At 42.6% G+C, this 1239-nt stretch carries 1 protein-coding gene; it reads left to right on the top strand.

Going from position 1 to position 1239, the window contains the following annotated elements; genetic code table 11:
* Positions 1 to 129 precede the first annotated feature (129 nt).
* Positions 130 to 1095 (top strand): IS256 family transposase, variant Zn-binding type, encoded by a 966-nt coding sequence (locus AC1DU2_RS30835; protein WP_477367630.1) that lies wholly within the window; start codon positions 130 to 132, stop codon positions 1093 to 1095.
* Positions 1096 to 1239: the final 144 nt, after the last annotated feature.

Below are 1239 nucleotides of genomic sequence, written 5' to 3'. Positions count from 1 at the left end.
GATATAATTGCCAAAAATAGTTGGTAGAATATTTGTAATCGACTGTAATAAAGGAATATACATCAAGCAAATTGAAATCGGTTTCAATTTGCTTTTTTTGTTATATGAAATCGTCAAAAAAAGGCGTGTTTGACCTGTAAGAGCACGGATGTAATAAAGTGGGGCAAGCAGAATAAAAAACAGCGATATAAGTGTAAATCATGTGGGCAATTGTTTATTCGGCAGCACGCTGGTGTAAGAGATAAGAACCGGTTTGTTTGGTTTGAGGATTGGATCATCGGGCGACAAACCATAGAACAGATCAGCAAGGAAAGCGGGTATCCCAAAAGGACCTTGATCCGGTATTTCCATGCTTACCTATCGAAGCAACCTATCTTTAGCGTTTATCCATCTGAACGCGTAAATCTGCTGATAGACGGCACCTACTTTAACAATGACCTATGCCTGGTGCTTTACCGGGATAATACGATAAAGTTTACCCAGTTGTACCGACTGACCAACGGTGAATGGTATGAGGAGTTGAAAGAAGATCTTGAAAACCTGCTCAAGCTGGGTGTGCAGATCGAGAGTATCACCTGTGATGGCCACAAGGCCTTATTGAAGGCCGTACGAAAGGTTTGTAAGTACGCTACGCTGCAACGATGCCTGGTACACATACAGCGCATGTGCAAGATATGGCTTACGGCGCGGCCGCAAAGCCAGGCGGGCATCGAACTTAGGCGCATTTGTGCTAAGCTGCACCTAATTAAGACTTCGGAGGAAAGGGACTATTGGATAGTCAGCCTTTTTCGATGGCACGAGCAGCATAAGGATTTCATCAACGAAAAAAGCTTTAATGCCGACAGCAGCCGTTATTGGTACAAACATAAGATGGTACGGCGCTCCTTTATGGTCATCAAAAAAGCCTTACCCGATATGTTTTGTTACATCGATAATCCGAGGATACCCAAAACGACCAATGGGCTTGAATCGTTCTTTGGTCATCTGAAAGGCAACTTGAATATACATCGCGGCTTATCTCCTGCGCATAGAAAAGAGTTTATTCTATGGTACTTGTTCCTCAAGAATAAACAAAATGGCAATAGGTTTTCTTAGCCATATTTGAACTCTACCATGAATAAAAAAAGCCGGACTTTCGTCCGGCCATGGTATCGTTCGCAAATATTATTGCTGGCAGGTTGCACCTCTGCAGAGCCTGGGTACTCTTATATCTGCATTTGCTATATACTGCTTTTTTTA

The sequence above is a fragment of the Mucilaginibacter sp. P4_C11 genome, assembly GCF_056402115.1.
The sequence above is the reverse complement of the archived record's forward strand: the minus strand, read 5'-3'. Positions and strand labels throughout refer to the sequence as shown.